This window comes from Neorhizobium sp. DAR64862/K0K3, assembly GCF_050500185.1.
In the GTDB taxonomy this organism is placed as follows: Bacteria; Pseudomonadota; Alphaproteobacteria; order Rhizobiales; family Rhizobiaceae; genus Neorhizobium; species Neorhizobium soli.
Map to the genome: position 1 here is coordinate 1,025,696 of NZ_CP191450.1, position 19,898 is coordinate 1,045,593.

The following is a 19,898-nucleotide window of genomic DNA, read 5'->3' on the forward strand; positions in this document are numbered from 1 at the left end:
ACGCACATCTGTGATGCTGCCATCAGATTGCTATGAGCAGATTCAGGCTATGGCCGACGCAAATCAGGTCTCCGCGGCGTGGGTCATCCGTCACGCGGTGCTGAGGTTACTGCGCGAGCAGACGGGGCAGCTAAGGCTTCCTCTGGTAAAGGAGGACCGCTAATTGGAAGCGCGCCTCGCTCGCCATAAGCTGCAGAGGATCCGTGCGGGCGGAAAACCGCCACGCGTACTTGATCTATTCTCAGGTTGCGGAGGCCTTTCGCTCGGCTTCAAGCGCGCAGGCTTTGACATCGTTGGCTCTGTAGAGTTTGATGCCCATGCAGCTGAATCTCATGGCCAGAATTTTCATCCTGGCGATCCGCGGCACTCCGTTGCACGAGATATCACAGATACGCCACCCGCAAAGCTTGCTCAGGCGCTGGGCCTGGGGGATGTGTCACTTGCCGTAGACGTTCTGGTCGGCGGCCCCCCATGCCAAGCTTTTGCCCGCGTCGGCCGTTCAAAGCTTCGTGAGGTTGCCGACCATCCCGAAGCGTTCCTCCATGATGCGAGGGCTCGGCTTTATATTGAGTATCTACGGTACGTGGAAGCGTGTGCTCCGCTTGCTGTCGTTATGGAAAACGTACCGGACATGCTCAATCATGGCGGGCATAATCTGGCGGAGGAAATCGCGGAGGTCCTGGCATCCAAGGACTACGTCTGCCAGTATTCTCTGATGAACGCCGCATTCTATGGCGTACCGCAGATGCGTGAACGCATGATCCTGATCGCGGTGCATCGGGAAGTAGCTGACACCATCTTCCTGCCTCAGCCAACTCACTGGGTAGATCTCCCAACCGGGTATACCGGAACTCGTGCCGTCGCGTTGAAGCTTTTAGGCGTCATGGAAAATGCCGGTGACGTGCATCACTATCGCGAAGCGCCTCTGGCAAGCGCTGACATGGCGCCAGCCGTCACATCTCAGGATGCCATTGGCGATCTGCCGACGATGAACGCTCGCCAGATGCTCGCCGCAGGAACGTTACGGAGAGGCCGACGGGCTTTTGATATTGCCATCCCCTATCACCAGGGCGACGCACACACAGACTACGCACGGGCCATGCGCAGCTGGCCCGGTTTTGAGGGTAAGTCCGCTGTTTACGATCACGTGATACGATATTTGCCACGGGATTATCAGATTTTCGCCGGCCTGCAGGCCGGTGATCAATACCCAGAGGCTCATCGCTACGCTCTCTCACTGTTCGAAGCGCGTCTGGAAGAGCTCAAAACATCGGGTCGGGATCCTGGCGAGGGCTCTCATGAATGGCAGGCTCTTTTAGCCAGCATCGTTCCACCATATGACGCGAGCAAGTTTCCCAATAAATGGCGGAAGATGGAACCTGACCGTCCGGCACGCACTCTCCTCGCGCATCTCGGAAAGGACGGGTACAGTCACATTCATTATGATAGTGAACAGGCGCGCCCCATCTCGGTGCGCGAAGCGGCACGCTTGCAGTCCTTTCCGGATGGCTTCACGTTCAGCGGAACTATGAACCCTGCTTTCCGGCAGATTGGTAATGCCGTCCCTCCCCTTCTGGCATGGCATATCGGGACAGCTCTGAACGCTCAGTTGAACAAGGCGGAAGGCGTCATAGAAACAGCACGCGCAACGTCCGGAGTATCCCGTTGAGCGGCTCCGAACTTATCATCGTCCGTTCACTGACAGACTCAGATATGGGGCTATTCGCGGCCCATCGGAAAGCAACCGCCAGCCGCCAGCGCGCAATCGCCCTGACAACCCGCGCAGCAAAGCGACTGCTTCATCCTGATGTTTTCGAGGAGAAGGGTGGCGACTTCGACTGTATCTGCTTATTCGGCGCTGCCATGAACAGGGAAATCCGTCGGGTAAATAAGGGCGGCAAGAACTGGCGCCTTGGAGGCAGCCAGCTTGATCACGAGGTTTTCCGCGATCTCGACAGTAGAGACTTCGCGTTGATCAGATCAGTGCCGCATAACGACGGCTCGAGTCCGATCCTGCTCACGTTCGTCGGGCGGCATTCGCATCAGTTGGTCCAGGCAGGCCTCGTGGCGATGTTAGCCAATGGCGAGCTGCAGCATAGTGTGGCCATTTTCGACGAAGGCAAAAGCGGCTTCTCCGCACTGTCGGATCTTTTCCCGGCGATCCCAGCGCGCGTTGCGGTCAGACCGCCAGCGCAACAGTCAGCGTTCGTAACATGAAGCCTGCTGTGCCGAAACCGAGATCCGATGTGCACACGCCGCAGGTGCGAAGTTATAACATGAGTAGGATCCGCGGGCGCGACACTCGCCCGGAGTTGCTGATCCGCCGTGGTTTGCACGCTCGCGGATATCGATACCGCCTGCACGATAAAGGCCTGCCTGGCCGCCCGGATATGGTTTTCTCGAAGCGCCGCGCGGTGTTGTTTGTTCACGGTTGCTTTTGGCATGGCCACGATTGCCCGCTGTTTCGCATGCCGGCAACCCGTACGGATTTCTGGGCAACAAAGATCGCTACAAACAGATCAAGGGACGCGAAGGTCCGCGCAGCTTTATCCGGCGCTGGTTGGCGAGTTCTCACCATATGGGAGTGCTCTTTGCGAGGTGCTGATCGCTGGCCACAAGAACAGATCCTGGATTTTTGTGAGGTATTTCTGAAGGGCGCGATATCTGTAGGAGAAATCGCAAACCGCAGTAAATCGACGGGCCAAATAGATGGCTAGTCGCATCTACAACGAGCGCCGCGGGTTCATTTACCGACCGGATCACCTGTTGGCGAGCGAGGTACCGTGACGAAAACCCCTCAGAAGATGCGTCGGCGCAAAGGCCTTACACCGCAACGCCAGCTGCGCGCGCGTGCCAACCGCGGCACTCTCCCCGAGAAGCTTCCGCTCGTGCATGTCACCGCTACGGGGTTTGCTCGCGAGATCGTCGAGAGCGGGCAGTTTGAGGTGCGCCGCTGTAAGGTTTTCGACAGGGATCTCGTCTATTTTTTCGTTCTCCGGCCGGCCTATCGCCGCAAAGATGGCGACGCGAAATCAGAGCGGATCAATCGATTTCCGTTCGTCTTCATAGTGTCACCCGATGCCGTGACCCCATTCCACGTTTACCCGTTCGATACCGGTGGGGCAGACGCGGGCATATTTGCAGCTCAGGCTGACGAGTTCGTCTGCCTCGAAGATTTCGAGCTGGAGCCCTCCCATGCCGCGGCAACCGGACAAATCGGATGGGCGTTCGAATCCCTTGAAGACTATTTCAACGGGGAATTGCGCAGCGGCCTTGTTGCCGACGTGCCTGCGCATGAAACCGTGACGCTTGGGTATCACGCGATCGCTGGCATGGCCCGCACTGGTAGCAACCAGCCAGACAAGCGAGCATCGGCCATTGAGATGGCAACCTCCCACAACGTACCACTCAAGGGCAACGTACTTCTGGCGGTAATTCCACGGCAGTATCTGGACGATGATGGACAGGAGAACACTTCCTTCATCAACCAGCTGAAAGCACTGTCAATCGAATGGCGGACATATGACTGGCAGCCGAACACAGCGCCTAACGAGCTCCAGGAAGAGATTTCACGGATCGTCCGTCGCTACTTCTCCGATACAAAGCTGCTTTCATGATAGGCGAGGGCATCACGGACCTGCTGCTTGCTGGGTATGTGCCACTACGCTCACACGGGTTAGCGCTGCCTTGCTATGCATCCGGCCCGCAATCAAATACATGGTACTGTGCGGTTTGCTCCATTGATGGCGACCACTCCGGAGACATCCTCGCGTTTGAGCCTTTCGAAGCGGATGACATCATCCGATTGCCGGCAGGCGCAGCGCGCGCGGTATCAATTGGGGATTCCTGGCATGATGTGCTGCTATGGAAAAGTGACGTCTACGTCGGTACGCCGGCGATCATAGTAGCGCAGCTCGGAGACCGCGTTGCAGAAATTGCTTCGAACGCGCCGCTAATCCTTCTTGACCTCGCGATGGCGTCGGATGATGTGGACCGCGCAGCCCTCGTACAAGCGGCGTATGTGCATGTCCAGGCACAGTGGGGCACCGGTGAAGCCGATCGCTGGCAGTCCGACATCTTCGTGCGTCAGCGCCTGATGGTGGAAGCGCGCAGGCTGCTGGCGGCCGCTGGCGAACACAATGCTGCCGACGTCATCCGTGGGCTGGAGGTTGGCCGCACGGCCGGTTCGCTGACGGTCGAATTTCCCGAGGCGCTGCGCGAACTGTTCCTTGCGCACCAAATTTTTCAGGCATACGCCGAGCGCGTCGCGGCCCTGTCGGCCGAAATCGGCACTATTCTGACGCCGATCTTCGCCGAAGACGATGCCACAGCTCAAGTAGAGGCCAGCCCTCTCGCAGTGACCGTCGATCCTATCGAGCGAAACCAGCGTTTGCGTATCGACCAAACCCTAGCTCGCGTGCTCGTCATTGCCTCCAGCGGTCGAGCACGGCTGCTCCTCCGCCATATACGGGCGCCCGACTGGAGGCCGGATTGGGGCGAGACACTCCATTCAGACGGGCGCGGAACACCTGGCGTGATGTCACCGCCAGCGGAACAACTCCTCCGAACCAGGCTGGACGTAGTCGCTGATGGGACGCATTTTCCGAAGCTCGATCAGTACGCAGTTATCATCTATGTAGCCGATGACGAATCTTTCGCCGGAGATAGGGGACGCGTCACTCTCGCGCAGATTCAGGCAGCCTTCGCTCATCGTGACGCACCACTGTGCATCCTGGCACCGACACTGCCCCCACAGATGCCGGCATCGGCCCTGGCGAATCGATCGGTAGCAACCGAGCCACCGCTGTTCAACACGATCCTCGACACCTCGACCGTGCGATCGCCGTTCTGGGTCGGTAATTCAAAGCGATCGATCGATCGCCGGTTTGCCGATCTGGTTTCGGCCACCGCACAGCTAGTCGGAGAAGGATCGCCGCTTCATGCTTGGTTGACCGAAGACCGGCCGCGCTATGAGCCGCTTCTGCTTTCCATTGCATCGGGCATCCGACGCGACCGAAATGAAGCAGTGCTCTCGTCGGAGGTATCCTCCGCCGGCCTGGTTTCTGGGGGTCTGAAAGACCGCGAATCTGAGTTGTTCTCCTGGGCGGAGGTGCCTCTCGGCGGCGAACGAACCCAGGTTCTACATGGCGAGGCCACGGTTCGCCGACATGATCCAGATTTCCGTGGCTTCGTCGAAGCTGTAGTTCGACGTGAGCTTCCAGGAAAGCTCCTAGCGCCGGACAACAGAATCGTAGGCGAGGTACCCGTCTCAATCGCCGACGCACTGCAATACCCGCACCTGAGTGCAGCGTTCAGAGCGGAAAACGAGCGCAGCGACGCCATCTGCGTAGTCGCCGCAGAAGCGCCGAATTTGAAGGCGCTGCGGGCGGCGGCCAAAGCCGGATGGAGTATCGTGCGCTACTCCGACGGAGAGGGTCTGCAAAGCATCGCGACGAGCAAGGGGAAGCGACCGCCGCCTCTTCCGTCAGACATATCATTGCCGAAACTGAACCGGTTAGGACGTAATCGAGGGCTTGCTATCCGGGGCGTTGATCCACGCGACGTCATCCGAATACCTGCTGACGTGTACGAAGAGCTCCGGGAACGGTTTGCTAATTCCGAACTTTTACAAGCGGTACGCTGGTATCGCAGCAGCATCAATCGCTTCCACGACCTTCCCGCTTCGGCCGGCGTCGCCGCTATCCCAACCGCTCTCTTTATGAAAGCCGAAGAACGGCACGATGAATGGGCTCGTTTTCTGCGGGAGCACGATCACGTGGAAACACGGTCGGTAGGGTTGCTTGCTAAGCGGACCTCTGACCTCAGAGCATCGTGGGCCGCGCCGGTAGACGGCGCTTGGCGGCTTATGTTCGAGGATGGTAAGCTTCCTATCCGCTTTGGCCCCGTCGACCGCGAAGAGGTTGCCGCTCAGACATTCTTCACGATCGATGGCGATGCGACCGTGGCACTGCTGTTCTCGTCACGGCTTTTTCAGGTGTGGGCGCGGGCCACCCTCTCCCGTTCTCCGAGCTGGTCGTCGCGCTTCTCCATCACCCGTACTTTCGAAACTTTTCCCCTGCCGGACGATTTCCTCGTCATCAGCAACGCCGACGGCGGCCGGGCAAGCCTTCGTGCGAATCCCACATCGCGAGTGCTGGAAACTCTGCTCGACGGCTTCGATAAGGATCTGCTTATTTCGAACAATGATTTTCTTGAATCCAGAAAGCAGAGGGCAGGCAGCGACGTTCGCCGTGACTATCTCAAGACGACGGAGGAAGTGCTGCTGAAGATGATCGGTCTCTCGGCCGAGGCGACGGATCTCGATCTTCTTGAACGCTTAGTCGAAATGAACAGGAATGCTGGCAACTACCCAGCAGCTGATGTCGAAGCTCCCGATCAGTGGTGGCCAAACTCGCTCCCTCCCCATGTCAGCAGACCGACGCTCTCGAATGGGATGGACACACAGACCCGACTAACCGGAACGGTTAAGTGGTTTGACTCGAAGAAGGGATACGGCTTCCTTAAACCCGATGATCAAGACCGAGATATCTTCGTTCATATATCGGCGTTGCAAGAAGCTGGACTGGATCGCCTCAAAGACAACCAGCGCATCTCGTTCGAGTTAATCAACGATCGCAACGGCAAAAAATCGGCTGGCCGTCTTCAGCTCATCGATTCTGAAGGGTCTGAGGATGAGGAAGTGTCGCAGGATACTGGGCTACGAACTTGATCCCATATGGCAGATTTCGATTCTTTCGGCCGACTTGTAAACAGCGCCCAGTCGAGGACGCGAGATGGCTTGGCCGGGATTGTAGATGTGGCGGGCGTGAAAGAATCCATCTCGCGTTAAATCACATGGTTCCAATACCAGTGGATGAGCCGGCGCGCTTCGCTTTGTTGAACGCTTTGTCCGTTGCCATGAACCTTTGGAGCATCGGGGCGATGAGCTTTGCCGGATCGGGCGGAGCGGGTTCACCAGCGTTGCGGGCAAGAATCGCCGCATAGGCCTGCAAATCTCGGAACACCTGCGCCGGCAGTTCGATGGTGATCTTGACCGGCCGGTCGTCAAGAATGGTGGAGAGTTTGAGTTTCGTCATGTCGGCTCCCTCGCCGCGCCATAGGGCTTCATCAGAAGGTCTCGGTTGACGATCACACGGACTGGAAAACCCGGCCGAACCGTCAATGTCGGCTGGATGTTCAGCTGGCGACCAACGATCTGCTGGCCGATGTCGGATGCACTGTCCTGGGTGCTCTCCCGGATGGCGCGGGCGATATCGCTTTCGTCGCCGGTCGAGAGTTCCGTGCCGATACCGAGCAGTGTCGAGAGTGCAGCAGCCTTGAACAGTTGTCCCCAGTGATAGTCCACCTCGTCCTCAAGTCCGGAGAACCCTCGTGTATCTGCGCCTTGCAGACGCTCCAATACGATGGATGAGCCGTCCGGCATGATGAGGCGGTTCCAGACCAGCAGTACGCGTGACTGCCCGAATGCGACCTGGCTGTCGTATTCACCGATCAGCCGCGCGCCCTGCGGAATGAGGAGATGCGAGCCGGTCGGGCTGTCATAGACATGCTCCGTCACCTGCGCGGTAATCTGCCCGGGCAGATCGGATTTGATGCCGGTAATCAGGGCGGCCGGAATAACGGTGCCCGCCTGTACGACATAGGGAGACGCCTTCTCCTGCACGCGATCGGCGCTGACCGTGCGCCGATCGACGTCGCCATTGACGAAAGCAAGCTTGCGATCCTGCATGTTCTGGGCGGAGCCGGCGTCAAGCGCCGGCGTCTCAGAGGGAAACGGCAGGCCGCTAGCGGGATCTATGCCGGAACCGGGTGCTGTCGCGGATGCGATTGTCTGGCCTCCCATGGTTCGCTCACCACGACTGTCCGTGAACAGCTTTGCCAGACGGGCGGCCTCAATCTCTGCAAGGCGTCGTTGTTCCTCTGGATCGACACGCGGCGTCTGGATGCTGGGTGTTACGACCGGCTTGCCCGCCTCCTGCGCGCGAAGGATCGGCCGACCGAGATCTCCCGGAAGGGCCGGACCCAGTTTCGGAATGTTGGTGTAATCTCTCGGCAGACCGGCCAGGCCGTCGGCCGGCGTCGCGTTGTCGACATTATAGAGTTCCGTCGCGGACTGGTTGCCGCGCCGGTTCGTATCGAGCGCCCAAAATAGTGCCGCCGCAATGGCGATACTGGCCACCCCGCCGAGCCCGATCAGCACCTTGCGCGACAGCCGCGTAACGCGCCGCGGCTCGGGCCGGAGGCGCAGTTCCGCCTGAAGGCCCATGTCCGATGATTTTGCAGCCCCTGTCATCGGCTGCGCTCCGACGAGAACAGCGTGGTCCGCTTTGCCGTCGACCGACCATCAGTGCGGACGATGCGAACACGCTTTGCGCTGTCCTTGTCACCAAGCCGCAATTCGGCCGCAGCAAACAGCCGGTCAACGACGTAATAATTCTGCCTCGCACGGTAATTGACCAATTCGGAATTACCGGACGGGCCTATGACGAAGAGCGGCGGCATTTCCCCCTGTCCGATGCCGGAGGGAAATTCGATGTAGACTTTCGTGCCATCGTCGAAGGCGCGCATTGGCCGCCATGGTGCTGCGTCACCTTCAACGCGGTAACGGAAGTTCAGCTTCGAGATGTCGATGCCGGTGGCGACTGCTTGCGTCTCCGCCGCCCTCGCATTCTGCCGTCGCAGCGCGATCAACTGGTCCTGCGGATATTGCCATGAGACCGATGCCATGTAGGTCGAAGGCGTGGACCGCAGTTCCAGATGGTAGGTGCGCCGGTCGGTGTTGATGACCAGATTGGTCTGAAGATCGGGGCGCGTCGGCTTGACCAGAATATGCACCTGCTTTGACGACGCCGTGCCGCTTTCAGTATCGCCGATGATCCAACGCACGGTGTCGCCGGCCGCCACAGGGCCTGAGCCGACCAATTGCTCGCCAGCCTGAAGGGCGATATCCGTAACCTGTCCCGGAGCGGCATAAACCTGATAGAGCGCACCGCCCGAGAAGGGATAGACCTGCACGGCGTTGATGAAGCCGTCCCGAACCGGCTGGATGCGGGCGGCTTCATTGGCCTGCGTAATCCGTACTTTCGGATCGTCAGCCTCCGCCTTCGCCTTCTCCCCATTGATCGGCTTCAACTGACCGGGCAGCGGCAGAGGTTTCGGCAACTCGACAACCTTCACCGGACCGACCGGATCGGCAGTCAGTACGGCGGGTGCCGCATCGTCGTAGTCGATCTCCGGCGGGATGTATTTCTTCGCGCAGCCGGCAAGCGCTGATGCAGATAATAGCGTTGCCAGCAGCAGTGATGCACTTTTCCGGTATGCCCCCTTCATTGCGAAAGCTCCTTCGACCAGTTGATTGCGTTGACGTAGACGCCGAGTGGATTGGCGCGCAGTTTGTCAGTGGTGCGCGGCGGTTGGACCACGACGGTCAGAATTGCGGTCCAGCGTTCGGTGGCCGAAAGCTGGCCGTTCTCGAACTGCCGTTCGGTCCAGGCGATGCGGAAACTTTCCGGCGAGGCACGGATGACGCTGGAGATCTCGACGGCGATCTGGTTCTTGCCGACCTTCGTGAACGGGTCATTTACACGCGCGTAATCGTTGAGCGCGATCGCCCCGCGATCGGTGGTGTATTCGTAGGCGCGAAGCCAGTTTTGCCGCACGATAACCGGATCGGCCGGAATGCTGCGAACCTGCTCGATGAAACGGGCGAGATGCCAGGCGATCTGCGGATCGGTCGGCCGATAGTCGGTCACGGCAGAGGCAACGGCCTGCGCCTCGCCGAACTTGTCGATCTGCACCACCCATGGCACCACAGTCCCACGCGTCGATTGCCAGACCAGCGCCGATGCAAAACCGCCAGCCAGAAACAGAGAACCGAAAGCCATCAGCCGCCAGTTTTTCGCCTGCACACGGGCAGACCCTATGCGCTCGTCCCAGACCTGCGCTGCCTTCTGATAGGGCGTTTCGGGTTCCGGGGTCCGTGCGTAGCGCACGGAAGGTCGTCTGAAGATGTTCATCATCGGGCATCCTGATTGAGAGAGACGGACATGGAGCCACCGCCGTGATCTGCGGAGCGGACCGTATGGGCGGCGGTGCTGACACCGTGACTGACGGCGCTGCTTCGCTTCATGCGCTGCGCCCATTCGGGCGGCGTCGAGGGCGATATGTCAGAGCCGCACACGGCGGCGGAACTTGCGGACTGCGAACCGGCAAACGAAGGATCGTTGGCGGCTTCGGGCATGCCGACGCCAACGTCGTTCTTGCCGCCTGTCGCCTTCCATGCGCCCGCCTGTCCGGAGCGATAGCTGGAGCTCATGGATTGGGATGCGCCGGCCCCCATGGCCCTGCCCTTGTTCACGGCAAAACCCGCGGCTGCTTTTGCGACACCGGCAAAACCGGCAGCACCACCGCCAGTCCCTGTCGATCCAGCGGTTGCATCACCAAGACCGTATGCGGTCCTGGCGCCGCCCGCGAGCGTCGCCCCTCCCCTTGCCACGCCGCTGACAGCACTTACGGCAGCACCCAGTCCAGCCCTGGCACCCATATACCCGGCGGCTCCCAAACCGGCCGCTGCAAGACCGGTTCCGACGGCAGCGCCTGCTCCAAGTTGCGGGGCGCCGGATACCAGGCCACTCGCGATACCGGGACCGAAGATCGACAGGCCCATCAGTGAAAGCGCCCCGAGAACGAGCGACAGCGCCTCGGTGATGGTCGGCTGTTCGGAGAAACCGGATGTGAACTCGTCGAACAGGCCGGAGCCAATGCCGACGATCACGGCCAGCACCAATATCTTGACGCCGGAAGCGACGATGTTGCCGAGCACCTTTTCGGCAAGGAAGGATGTCTTGTTGAACAACGCGAACGGGATCAGGACGAAGCCCGCAAGCGTCGTCAGCTTGAACTCGATCAGCGTGACAAAGATCTGGATGGCGAGAATGAAGAAGGCAACGAGAACGATGACCCAGGCGACCATCAGCACGAAGATCTGCACGAAATTCTCGAAGAAAGAGATGTAGCCCATCAGCTCGCCAGCGGCCTCAAGGATGGGATTGCCGGCATCGATGCCGACCTGCGCGACGCGGCCGGGCTGCAACAGTTCCGAGTCAGAGAGGCTGGAGCCACCGGCTTTGAGACCGAGCCCGGAAAAGCTCTCGAAGACGATGCTCGCGAGCCGGTTGAAGTTACCGATGATGAAGGCAAAGAAGCCGATATAGAGGGTCTTCTTCACCAACCGCTGCAGCACGTCCTCATCCGCGCCCCATGCCCAGAACAGACCGGCCAGCACGATATCGATGACGATCAGCGTCGAGGTGAGAAAGGCGACTTCGCCGCCGAGCAGGCCGAAGCCGCTATCAATATAGGCGGTGAAGGTTTCGAGGAAACGGTCAATGATACCGGTATTGTTCATGGCGACGGCGCCTCGCCGGTCTTCGGCGCGACCGGCCGATCGGTTGCGAAGAACCGGCGGCGATTTTCCGCCCAGGCCTTGCGGCAGGCAGCGTCATCGGCAGCGGCCACGCCAAGGTCGCGGCATCGGGAAAGCCCGGTGTTGACCGGCTCGCCGCCCGGACGCCCGATACTGGGGGCTTTTGTGTCGGTTGCGTCTTCATCTTGCAGGGCCACGATTGCGGCGGTCAGCCCTGCGCCAAGTGCGAAGACGGCAAGTATCCGGGCGGCGATCTTCAGGTCCATTTGTCTCCGTGCTCCTCAATCGTGGAACATGCGGACGCTGGACGGGCTGTAGGCCGAGCCAGTCATGAAGCGGCTGAACTGCTCACGGGCCTGTTCCTGTGCTGCCGCAGCCCTCGCCTGTTCCAGCGCACTGGCCCTGCCCTGCGCGGCGAGCATGGCCGTCAGATCAGAGATCTGTTTTGCCTGCACGGCCATGAGCTGGTTGCCGGCCTGGGTCGCCTGCAACACCCCAACCGCGGACTGGCTGGCGCCGACCAGTTCGCTGGTCTGCTGTTGCGTGCCCTCGATATTGTCGACTGCCACGGCTCCCGCCTTCAGCGAATGCTCGAAAGCGGAAACCGATTGCTGCCAGCGCTGTTGCGCGGCCGAGACCAGCTGCGTTGCCGTCCGGTCACCAGCGGCAAAATCACGATAGGTGGCGTTGAATTGCTCGTCGATATTCTGGACGTCGTAGGCAAGCTGGTCCGCTTCCCCGAGCAGGTTCTTCATCTCGGAAAAATTGTCCTCGATCTGCGACAGCATCGAGGTCGGCAGGCTGGTGAGGTTCTTCGCCTGATTGATGAGCATCTGGGCTTCGTTTTGAAGCGATGTGACCTGGTTTTTGATCTGTTCCAGTGCCCGGGCGGCCGAAAGCAGGTTCTGGCTGTAGTTGGTCGGGTCGTAGACAATCCGCCATGCAAAAGCCGGCGTCCCCAGGAATGGAACAGCGGCGCATGGCAGGGCCAGAATGGCTGCGGCGCAGGCGAGTGAGCGGACGCGGCCTTTGAGGCCGGCACGGACAACGGTAGTCTTCATGGGGCAATCTCCTCTTCGGGTAACAGCGGGATGGAGTCCGAGCCAGTCGTCTTTTCCATCGACTGGTCGATGACGTTGGTGAGATCGGGAACAAGATCGGCGGCCCAGCTCAGGCCGTTGGCCTCGAGCCAGGCTTCGAGGAAGTATGGGCGCGCGCCGTCGCGGATCAGTTCGTCGATCAGCGCATGGTCGGCCTTGGTGGATGCAGCACATAGCGTCAGCGCAACGGAGCCAAGGCCAAGCTCGAACAGCCGGTTGCCTCTGCGGCTCTGGCAGTAATAGTCCCGTTTCGGAGTCGCCCTTGCGATGATCTCAATCTGGCGCGCATTCAGACCGAAGCGTTCGTAGATCGAGGTGATCTGCGGCTCGATGGCCCGCTCGTTGGCGAGGAAGATGCGCGTCGGGCAGCTTTCGACGATGACGGGTGCGATCGGCGAGGCCTCGATGTCGGCAAGCGACTGCGAGGAGAAGACGACGCTGACATTCTTCTTGCGCAGCGTCTTCAGCCATTCCTTGATTTTCTGGGCAAAGCCGCCGTCGTCCAGTGCCCGCCAGCCTTCGTCGATGATCAGCAGGCTCGGCCGACCGTCGAAGCGGGATTCGATCCGGTGGAACAGATAGGAAAGAACGGCGGGGGCCGCTCCCGTGCCGATCAGCCCTTCGGTCTCGAAGGCCTGTACCTGCGCGTCCCCAAGCCATTCCATTTCCGCATCGAGGAGGCGACCATATGGGCCGCCGATGCAGTAGGGCCGCAGAGCCTGCTTGAGCGCAGATGATTGCAGCAGTACCGTCAGGCCGGTGATGGTCCGCTCCACGACCGGCGCGGAAGCCAGGGACGTCAACGCCGTCCAGAGATATTCCTTGATATCAGGCGTGATGGTGACACCCTCACGGATGAGGATATCGACAAGCCAGTCGGCAGCCCATGCCCGTTCCGGAGTGTCCTCGATCCCGGCGAGCGGCTGGAGTGACACGGTATTGAGGAGCGATGTATCGTCGGAGAGCGAACCGCCCAAATCCTGCCAGTCGCCATTCATGGCGAGCGTTGCGGCGCGTATGCTTCCGCCGAAGTCGAAGGCGAAGACCTGGGAACGGAGATAGCGGCGGAACTGCAGGGCCATCATCGCCAACAGCACAGACTTTCCGGCACCGGTCGGGCCGACGATCATAGCGTGGCCGACGTCGCCGACATGAAGAGAAAACCGGAACGGCGTCGATCCTTCGGTGCGTGCATAGAATAATGGTGGCGCATCGAAATGTTCGTCCTTCGCCGGACCCGCCCAGACTGCGGACAGCGGGATCATATGGGCGAGGTTTTGCGTCGAGATCGGCGGCTGGCGGACATTGGCATAGGTCTGGCCGGGAATGCTGCCGAGCCATGCCTCGATGGCATTGACGCTTTCGACGATCGCCGTGAAGTCGCGGGACTGAATGACTTTTTCGGTCAATCGCAGTTTCTCGTCGGCGATGGCCGGATCGGTGTCCCAGACGGTGACGGTGGCGGTAACGTAGACTTCCCCGACCTGATCGGAGCCGAGATCCTGTAGGGCTGCATCGGCATCGGCCGCCTTGTTGGCGGCATCGCTGTCGACCAACACCGATTGCTCGTTGGTGAGCACTTCTTTCAGGATCGCCGCAATGGATTTACGCTTGGCGAACCACTGCCGCCTGATCTTCGTCACCAGCCGCGTCGCGTCGGTCTTGTCGAGCATGATCGCCCGGGTGCTCCACCGGTAGGGAAAGGCCAGCCGGTTGAGATCGTCGAGGATGCCGGGAAAGGTGACCGTCGGAAACCCGATCACCGTCAGCGTACGCAGATGGAAGTCCCCAAGCCTAGGCTCCAAGCCGCCTGCCAAAGGCTGATCGGCCAGCAACGCGTCGAGGTGCATTGGTGTCTCCGGAATACGGACACGATGGCGTTTGGTGGAAATGGTCGAGTGCAGATAGGTGAGCGTCTCAGCGTCATCCAGCCATCCGGCTTCCGGCACGAAGCCTTCCACGAGATGAAGGACACGGTCTGTGCGATCGACAAAGCTGTTCAGAAGTTCCCACGGATCGACGCCGCTTTTCTCCCGGCCCTCGTAGAGCCAGCTTTCGATGCGCGAGGCTTCTTCCGCAGGCGGCAGCCACACGAAGGTCAGGAAATAGCTGCTCTCGTAAAGAAGGCCGGATTCATCGAATTGTTCGCACCGCTCTATATCGAGAAGCGCAGATGCCGAATCCGGAAACAGGCTTTCCGGATAGTCGGTAGCCGGATTGCGCTGTGCTTCGACGAAGATCGCCCAGCCTGAGCCGAGACGACGCAGCGCGTTGTTGAGCCGCGCCGTGGTGCCGACCAGCTCAGCCGGCGTGGCGCTGTCGAGATCGGGACCCCGAAACTGAGCGGTGCGCTGGAACGAACCGTCCTTGTTCAGGACGACGCCCGGTGCGACCAGAGCCGCCCATGGCAGGAAGTCGGAGAGGTGGGAAGCGCGTTTGCGGTATTCGGCAAGGTTCATCATCGGCAATCTCCCTCACACGCCCATATGCGCCGGATAGCGCAGGTGCCTGCGCCCGACATCGACGAATTGCGCATCGCGTTTCGCTGCCCAGACGGCCGCGAAATGGCCGATGGCCCAGATCATCAGCCCGGCGATCCAGAGGCGAAGGCCGAGACTGACGGCAGCGGCAAGCGTGCCGTTGGCGATGGCCACGGCACGGGGAGCGCCGCCGAGCAGGATCGGCTCGGCCAGCGAACGATGGACGGTTGCGTAAAAACCACGCACCTCGTCTTCCTGTTGAAAACCGCCCGCCATCAGACCAGCGCTCCGCCGCCGAAGGAGAAGAACGACAGGAAGAAGGAACTGGCCGCAAACGCGATGCTCAACCCGAAGACGATCTGGATCAGCTTGCGGAAGCCGCCGGACGTGTCGCCGAAGGCGAGCGCCAGGCCGGTGGCGATGATGATGATCACCGCGACGATCTTGGCGACCGGTCCTTCGATGGATTCCAGGATCTGCTGCAGCGGCTCCTCCCACGGCATGGACGAACCGGAGGCATGGGCGGGTGCCGTCGTTAGCAGCGCGATCGAGGCAAGTGCCGTCGCATGGACAAGGCGATTGCGCGCACGACGAAGGACAGACGAATTCATTGCTGGTCTCCTTTCGGGAGAGGTTGGTGAGCGGGAGAAAGGTGAGCATTGAGGGTGCGGTAATCGCCGGAGACGGGATCGAGCCCGTCGACCAGGGCGATTTCCACAAGGCGGCGGGCGGCACCGCGGCCTGACAGAACGGCGATGATGTCGATGGTTTCGGCGATAAGCGCGCGGGGAACCGTGACGACGGCTTCCTGCACGAGTTGTTCAAGCCGTCGTAAGGCGCCGATCGCCGTATTGGCGTGGATCGTGCCGATGCCACCCGGATGGCCAGTGCCCCAGGCCTTGAGGAGGTCGAGGGCTTCCGCGCCGCGCACCTCTCCCACTGGAATGCGATCCGGACGAAGGCGCAGGGATGACTTCACCAGATCGGAGAGCGAGGCCACGCCATCTTTGGTGCGCAGCGCCACGAGATTAGGGGCGGCGCATTGCAACTCTCTGGTATCTTCGATCAGCACCACGCGATCGGACGTCTTGGCGACTTCCGCCAGCAGCGCGTTGGTGAGTGTCGTCTTGCCGGTGGATGTGCCGCCGGCGACAAGTATGTTCTTGCGCTTCTCCACCGCCAGCCGCAGCACCTCGGCCTGGTCCTGGGTCATGATGCCGGCGGCGACATAATCGGAGAGGGTGAAGACAGCAACGGCAGGCTTTCGAATGGCAAATGTCGCGGCGGCAACGACCGGCGGCAACAATCCCTCGAAGCGTTCGCCGGTTTCCGGCAGTTCGGCCGAGACGCGTGGTGCACCGGCATGAACCTCGGCGCCAACGTGATGCGCGACCAGGCGCACGATGCGCTCGCCATCGGCCGGGATCAGTATATCGGCCGTTGCGACAAGACCTTCCTTCAGACGATCGACCCAAAGGCGTCCGTCCGGGTTCAGCATCACTTCAACGATGGCGGGATCTTCGAGATAGGCGGCGATGGCCGGCCCCAGTGCCGTGCGGAGCATTCGCGCGCCTCGCGTCAAACTCTCCGAATTCTGGTGCGATACCGCCATCCGATCCCCGATCTCGTCGGGGACGACACAGACGCGCCCCGGACGGGGATGATTAAAAGAGCCATAAGTTTGGCTGATTCAACAAGTATCTAACCGCGTGCGGCCATGGCGAAGAAAAGGCGGCAATCGGTGGGATTGGAAACTTGAGACGGATCGCCACTGATCTTTCTGCTTGCGGAGTCCCCGCGGCCGTAGCGGCGAAGATTACGGTGATCTATGTATGCTGCGGGGATGGTCGAATAGGTCAGGGAGATAATGTTGAATACCACATCACCTGTTCTCACCCTGCGTCCGCAGCCAGAACTCGATTACTACGACAGCAGGTCGGTCACGCTCCCAACCGCGATTACGCCGCTGGAGGCCTGGAATCTTATGACGGCAGAGCCTCAGCCGCTGATGCGCCTGGCTTTCAAGACGAGGGACACGATTTCCGCGTTGTTCGGTGTGAAGCGGATCGGCGGATTTTCCGGCGCGAGGCGAGAGACAGTGAAGGTTGGCGACCGGCTGGATTTCTTTCTCGTCGAGCACAGTTTTCCAGATATACTGGTTCTGACTGAACGGGACCGGCACCTTGATGTCATGATCTGCCTTTCGATAGCAGATCGCGTGCTGACGATCACATCATCTGTCATCACGCACAATGCCTTTGGTCGCATCTATATGTTGCCGGTCGGGCCGGCGCACAAACTGATCATCAATAGCGACCTCAGGCGGTTGAAGCGAAAGCTGGGTGAGATGTCGGCAATGAACATGAACCAAATTCAGCCACCCGTTTAGCTGTCGGATTCCCGCCTGGCATTGCCAGCCGCGTCCACATCGCGCGACAACTCCTTCAGGAACCGATCGCCGGTCGCGAGCCGTCGCCCGAGCGATTGCAGGAATCCGTCGAACCGCTCCGCGCCCTTGGCCCGTGCTGACGCCTGAGCGCTATCGGGCAGCGGCGGGGTCACGGTTAGCCAGAAGCGGATGAACAGCGAGAGCGTCTCGCCGAGGATGGCGAGATCCTCGTCCAGCCCATCGACCTGTCGGCCGAGCTTGTCCATGCGGCGGGCGAACACCGCCTCCAGCCGCTCGGAGGCATCGGCCGACAGGAACGACGCGACGGCCGCCTCGATCACGGCCGACTTGGATACGTTGCGGCGCAGCGCCAACGCCTCGACCTTCTTCAACAGGTCCGGATCGAAATAGACATTCATGCGGGATTTGGTCTGCATGGCGGCGGCTCCTTACAGTTCGATGCCGTCGGCAGGGTCCATCGTTGCCTGACGGGCGACGGACGTGACCTGCTGGCGCATGGTTCGGGATTTGGCGGCGTCCACGTCCGGATCGTCGTCGAGCACATCGAACTCATGCCCGACCGGGCGTTCCTCGAGCACGATCTCCTCATGCTCGGGTAGTTCCGGCTCACGGCGGATGCCGGCATTGGCGGGATCGGTGGCAGTGGCGTCAGGTGTCGGCGGTGCTGATGGTGCAATGGGCGTCGGGATCGTCAGCGCCGACCAGTCGTCACCCGATGGCGCTTTCGACGCGTTGGCCCCGGCGGACAGGTCCGGCGGGGGCAGCAACCGTTCCTTGAAGCGGGCATCCTCATAATAGCGCGCCTTCATCGCCCGGATCGGCGGCACGCCCGCGACCAGCAGCAGTTCGTCGGTCGGCGGAAGCTGCATCACCTCGCCGGGGGTGAGCAGCGGCCGCGCCGTCTCCTGCCGCGAGACCATGAGATGACCGAGCCAGGGCGACAACCGATGGCCGGCATAGTTGGTGGAATCGCGCATCTCCGTCGCGGTACCGAGCGAGTCCGACACACGCTTGGCGGTGCGCTCGTCATTGGTGGCGAAGGCGACGCGGACATGGCAGTTGTCGAGGACGGAATTGTTCGCGCCATAGGCCTTCTCGATCTGATTGAGGCTCTGCGCGATCAGGAAACTCTTGATGCCGTAGCCGGCCATAAAGGCCAGCGCCGACTCGAAGAAGTCGAGCCGCCCCAGCGCCGGAAACTCGTCGAGCATCAGCAGCAGCCGATGACGGTTGGCGGCGTTCAGTTCCTCGGTCAGCCGTCGTCCGACCTGATTGAGTATCAGGCGGATCAGCGGCTTGGTGCGCGCGATGTCTGACGGCGGCACGACGAGGTAGAGGCTGACGGGGTGTTTGCCCGAGACCAGATCGGCGATCCGCCAATCGCAGCGCGCCGTCACCTTCGCTACCACGGGATCGCGGTAGAGACCGAGGAACGACATGGCGGTGGACAGCACGCCGGAACGCTCGTTGTCGGATTTGTTGAGCAGTTCGCGCGCCGATGAGGCGATGACGGGATGGACGCCGGCTTCGCCCAGATGCGGCGTGGACATCATGGCACGCAGCGTCGCCTCCATCGGGCGCTTCGGATCGGAGAGAAAGTTGGCGACACCGGCCAGCGTCTTGTCCGGCTCGGCATAGAGGACGTGCAGGATCACGCCGACCAGCAGCGAATGGCTGGTCTTTTCCCAATGGTTGCGCTTTTCGAGCGCGCCTTCGGGATCGACCAGGATGTCGGCGATGTTCTGGACGTCGCGGACCTCCCAATCGCCGCGCCGCACCTCCAGCAGCGGATTGTAGGCGGAGGACTTCGCGTCGGTCGGGTCGAACAGCAGCACACGGCCATGCTGGGCGCGAAAACCCGCCGTCAGACCCCAGTTCTCACCCTTGATGTCATGGACGATGACGCTTCCGGGCCAGGTCAGTAGCGTCGGCACGACAAGCCCGACGCCCTTGCCGGAGCGAGTTGGCGCGAAGCACAGGACATGCTCCGGGCCGTCGTGGCGCAGATAGTCGCGATCGAGCCTGCCGAGCACCACGCCATCGGGACCAAGCAACCCGGCCGCCTTTATCTCATCGGGAGAGGCCCAGCGCGCCGAGCCGTAGGTGGCGACGTTCTTCGCCTCACGGGCGCGGATGATCGACAGGGTAATGGCTACGGCGATGGAAAGGAAACCGCCCGACGCGGCGATGATCGCGCCTTCGACGAAGATCGCAGGCGCATAGGCGTCGTAGGAATACCACCACCAGAAGAAGGCCGGCGGATAGTAGACCGGCCAACCGCCCAGCTCGAACCACGGGCTTCCGAGTTGACCTTGGAAGCCCAGCCGCCACGCCGTCCACTCGGTCGCGCCCCAGATCGTCGCCAGCACAATGACGACGACGATGGTGATCTGGCCCCAGAGGACACGGCTTCCCGACATACAGGCTCCAATCGGTAAAAGAGACGGAGCCGATCAGAGAAT

General features: G+C 61.0%; 19 protein-coding genes and 1 pseudogene. 7 read left to right on the top strand and 13 right to left on the bottom strand.

Features of this window, described 5'->3' with window-relative positions; translation table 11 throughout:
* Positions 1–13 precede the first annotated feature (13 nt).
* From ACQY1L_RS21540 to ACQY1L_RS21565, 6 genes and pseudogenes are all read left to right on the top strand, one after another.
* The gene (locus ACQY1L_RS21540) at positions 14–163 is read left to right on the top strand and encodes a ribbon-helix-helix protein, CopG family (protein ID WP_430262131.1); all 150 of its coding nucleotides are present in this window, start codon (positions 14–16) and stop codon (positions 161–163) included.
* Positions 164–1,669 (top strand): DNA cytosine methyltransferase, encoded by a 1,506-nt coding sequence (locus tag ACQY1L_RS21545; RefSeq protein ID WP_430244393.1) that lies wholly within the window; start codon positions 164–166, stop codon positions 1,667–1,669.
* Positions 1,666–2,217, top strand: a complete 552-nt coding sequence (locus tag ACQY1L_RS21550; protein WP_430244396.1) for a hypothetical protein — start codon at positions 1,666–1,668, stop codon at positions 2,215–2,217. The genes ACQY1L_RS21545 and ACQY1L_RS21550 overlap by 4 nt, the downstream gene beginning before the upstream one ends.
* Positions 2,214–2,717 (top strand): very short patch repair endonuclease, encoded by a 504-nt coding sequence (locus ACQY1L_RS21555; protein WP_430262048.1) that lies wholly within the window; start codon positions 2,214–2,216, stop codon positions 2,715–2,717. The genes ACQY1L_RS21550 and ACQY1L_RS21555 overlap by 4 nt, the downstream gene beginning before the upstream one ends.
* An 87-nt stretch (positions 2,718–2,804) precedes the next feature.
* Positions 2,805–3,617: a hypothetical protein gene (locus ACQY1L_RS21560; protein WP_430244401.1), complete on the top strand. Its 813-nt coding sequence runs from the start codon at positions 2,805–2,807 to the stop codon at positions 3,615–3,617.
* Positions 3,618–6,454: 2,837 nt separating this feature from the next.
* Positions 6,455–6,667, top strand: a pseudogene (locus ACQY1L_RS21565) (cold-shock protein); the annotation flags it as partial.
* A gap of 184 nt (positions 6,668–6,851) precedes the next feature.
* Here the strand turns inward: ACQY1L_RS21565 and ACQY1L_RS21570 are convergent.
* Genes ACQY1L_RS21570 through trbB form a run of 11 tightly spaced genes read right to left on the bottom strand, consistent with a single transcriptional unit; the run spans position 6,852 to position 16,638 of the window.
* The gene (locus tag ACQY1L_RS21570; RefSeq protein ID WP_430244403.1) at positions 6,852–7,097 is read right to left on the bottom strand and encodes a DUF2274 domain-containing protein; all 246 of its coding nucleotides are present in this window, start codon (positions 7,095–7,097) and stop codon (positions 6,852–6,854) included.
* Positions 7,094–8,314, bottom strand: a complete 1,221-nt coding sequence (locus ACQY1L_RS21575; protein WP_430244405.1) for a TrbI/VirB10 family protein — start codon at positions 8,312–8,314, stop codon at positions 7,094–7,096. Before ACQY1L_RS21575 ends, ACQY1L_RS21570 begins: the two co-directional genes overlap by 4 nt.
* Positions 8,311–9,351, bottom strand: coding sequence for a P-type conjugative transfer protein TrbG (trbG, locus tag ACQY1L_RS21580; RefSeq protein ID WP_430244407.1), 1,041 nt, complete (start codon positions 9,349–9,351; stop codon positions 8,311–8,313). Before trbG ends, ACQY1L_RS21575 begins: the two co-directional genes overlap by 4 nt.
* A complete protein-coding gene (trbF, locus tag ACQY1L_RS21585) occupies positions 9,348–10,037 on the bottom strand; it encodes a conjugal transfer protein TrbF (protein WP_430246021.1) in 690 nt (229 codons plus the stop codon). Before trbF ends, trbG begins: the two co-directional genes overlap by 4 nt.
* Positions 10,037–11,428 (bottom strand): P-type conjugative transfer protein TrbL, encoded by a 1,392-nt coding sequence (gene trbL, locus ACQY1L_RS21590; RefSeq protein WP_430244409.1) that lies wholly within the window; start codon positions 11,426–11,428, stop codon positions 10,037–10,039. Before trbL ends, trbF begins: the two co-directional genes overlap by 1 nt.
* Positions 11,425–11,712: a putative entry exclusion protein TrbK-alt gene (gene trbK-alt, locus ACQY1L_RS21595; RefSeq protein ID WP_430244412.1), complete on the bottom strand. Its 288-nt coding sequence runs from the start codon at positions 11,710–11,712 to the stop codon at positions 11,425–11,427. Before trbK-alt ends, trbL begins: the two co-directional genes overlap by 4 nt.
* 15 nt (positions 11,713–11,727) lie before the next feature.
* Positions 11,728–12,507 (bottom strand): P-type conjugative transfer protein TrbJ, encoded by a 780-nt coding sequence (gene trbJ / locus ACQY1L_RS21600; RefSeq protein ID WP_430244414.1) that lies wholly within the window; start codon positions 12,505–12,507, stop codon positions 11,728–11,730.
* Positions 12,504–15,008: a conjugal transfer protein TrbE gene (gene trbE / locus ACQY1L_RS21605; RefSeq protein ID WP_430244416.1), complete on the bottom strand. Its 2,505-nt coding sequence runs from the start codon at positions 15,006–15,008 to the stop codon at positions 12,504–12,506. Before trbE ends, trbJ begins: the two co-directional genes overlap by 4 nt.
* 12 nt (positions 15,009–15,020) lie before the next feature.
* A complete protein-coding gene (locus ACQY1L_RS21610; RefSeq protein ID WP_430244418.1) occupies positions 15,021–15,302 on the bottom strand; it encodes a VirB3 family type IV secretion system protein in 282 nt (93 codons plus the stop codon).
* Entirely contained in the window at positions 15,302–15,637 is a 336-nt protein-coding gene (locus ACQY1L_RS21615) for a TrbC/VirB2 family protein (protein WP_430244420.1), read from the bottom strand. The genes ACQY1L_RS21610 and ACQY1L_RS21615 overlap by 1 nt, the downstream gene beginning before the upstream one ends.
* Positions 15,634–16,638 (bottom strand): P-type conjugative transfer ATPase TrbB, encoded by a 1,005-nt coding sequence (trbB, locus tag ACQY1L_RS21620; RefSeq protein ID WP_430244423.1) that lies wholly within the window; start codon positions 16,636–16,638, stop codon positions 15,634–15,636. Before trbB ends, ACQY1L_RS21615 begins: the two co-directional genes overlap by 4 nt.
* 255 nt (positions 16,639–16,893) lie before the next feature.
* On the opposite strand from trbB, the gene ACQY1L_RS21625 reads away from it, so the two are divergent.
* On the top strand, positions 16,894–17,415 hold the full coding sequence (locus tag ACQY1L_RS21625; protein WP_430244426.1) for a DUF2867 domain-containing protein: 522 nt from the start codon (positions 16,894–16,896) through the stop codon (positions 17,413–17,415).
* On the opposite strand, the gene ACQY1L_RS21630 is transcribed toward ACQY1L_RS21625, so the two are convergent.
* Both ACQY1L_RS21630 and ACQY1L_RS21635 read right to left on the bottom strand, forming a co-directional pair.
* Positions 17,412–17,852 carry a CopG family transcriptional regulator gene (locus ACQY1L_RS21630; RefSeq protein WP_156586914.1) on the bottom strand — a complete coding sequence of 147 codons (441 nt, stop codon included), beginning with the start codon at positions 17,850–17,852 and terminating at the stop codon, positions 17,412–17,414. The genes ACQY1L_RS21625 and ACQY1L_RS21630 overlap by 4 nt on opposite strands.
* 12 nt (positions 17,853–17,864) lie before the next feature.
* Positions 17,865–19,856 (bottom strand): conjugal transfer protein TraG, encoded by a 1,992-nt coding sequence (locus ACQY1L_RS21635; protein WP_156586916.1) that lies wholly within the window; start codon positions 19,854–19,856, stop codon positions 17,865–17,867.
* Positions 19,857–19,898 lie beyond the last annotated feature (42 nt).